General features: G+C 59.3%; 1 protein-coding gene. It reads left to right on the forward strand.

Features of this window, described 5'->3' with window-relative positions; genetic code table 11:
- The coding region (locus tag FIV35_RS29475) for a ribonucleotide-diphosphate reductase subunit beta (protein WP_146375136.1) at positions 1-1,124 on the forward strand (1,124 nt) is incomplete at both ends.

Consider the following 1,124-nt stretch of genomic DNA (forward strand, 5'->3'; position numbering starts at 1 on the left):
GGCGCCGCCGCCGCCATTGAAGCCCGCGCCGTCACCGCCAGTGACTCCGCCGCCATCGTGCGCGCCAAGGCCGCCCTGGACAAACTCGACATCGCCGAAGGCCTCGCCGAACTCGAAGGCGCCTCCGCCCGCGTCGCCGTCGACGAAAAGCGCATGATCAACTGCCGCGCCGACCTCAACCAACTCGTGCCCTTCAAGTACGACTGGGCCTGGCAAAAGTACCTCGACGGCTGCGCCAACCACTGGATGCCGCAAGAGGTCAACATGACCGCCGACATCGCCCTGTGGAAAAACCCCGAAGGCCTCACCGACGACGAACGCCGCATCGTCATGCGTAACCTGGGCTTCTTCTCCACTGCCGATTCGTTGGTCGCCAACAACCTGGTGCTGGCCGTGTACCGCCTGATCACCAACCCGGAGTGCCGCCAATACATCCTGCGCCAGGCCTTCGAAGAAGCGATCCACACCCACGCCTACCAGTACTGCATCGAATCGTTGGCCATGGATGAAGGCGAGATCTTCAACATGTACCACGAGATCCCATCGGTGGCGAAGAAAGCCGCCTGGGGCCTGAAGTACACCCGTTCGATCTCCGATCCGAAGTTCGAAACCGGCACCGTCGACACCGACAAAGAACTGCTGCGCAACCTGGTCGCCTACTACTGCGTACTGGAAGGCATCTTCTTCTATTGCGGCTTCACCCAGATCCTCTCCATGGGCCGCCGCAATAAAATGACCGGCGTGGCCGAGCAGTTCCAATACATCCTGCGCGACGAGTCGATGCACCTGAACTTCGGTATCGACGTGATCAACCAGATCAAAATCGAAAACCCACACCTGTGGGATGCCGAGATGAAGGAAGAAGCGACCCAGATGATCCTGCAAGGGACCCAACTGGAGATCGAATACGCGCGCGACACCATGCCGCGCGGTGTATTGGGCATGAACGCGGCGATGATGGAGGATTACCTCAAGTTCATCGCCAATCGTCGCCTGTCGCAGATTGGCTTGAAGGAAGAGTATCCAGGCACGACCAACCCGTTCCCGTGGATGAGCGAGATCATGGACTTGAAGAAAGAGAAAAACTTCTTCGAAACCCGCGTGATCGAGTACCAGACCGGCGG

The organism is Pseudomonas rhodesiae (assembly GCF_007858255.1).
GTDB classification, from domain to species: domain Bacteria; phylum Pseudomonadota; class Gammaproteobacteria; order Pseudomonadales; family Pseudomonadaceae; genus Aquipseudomonas; species Aquipseudomonas rhodesiae.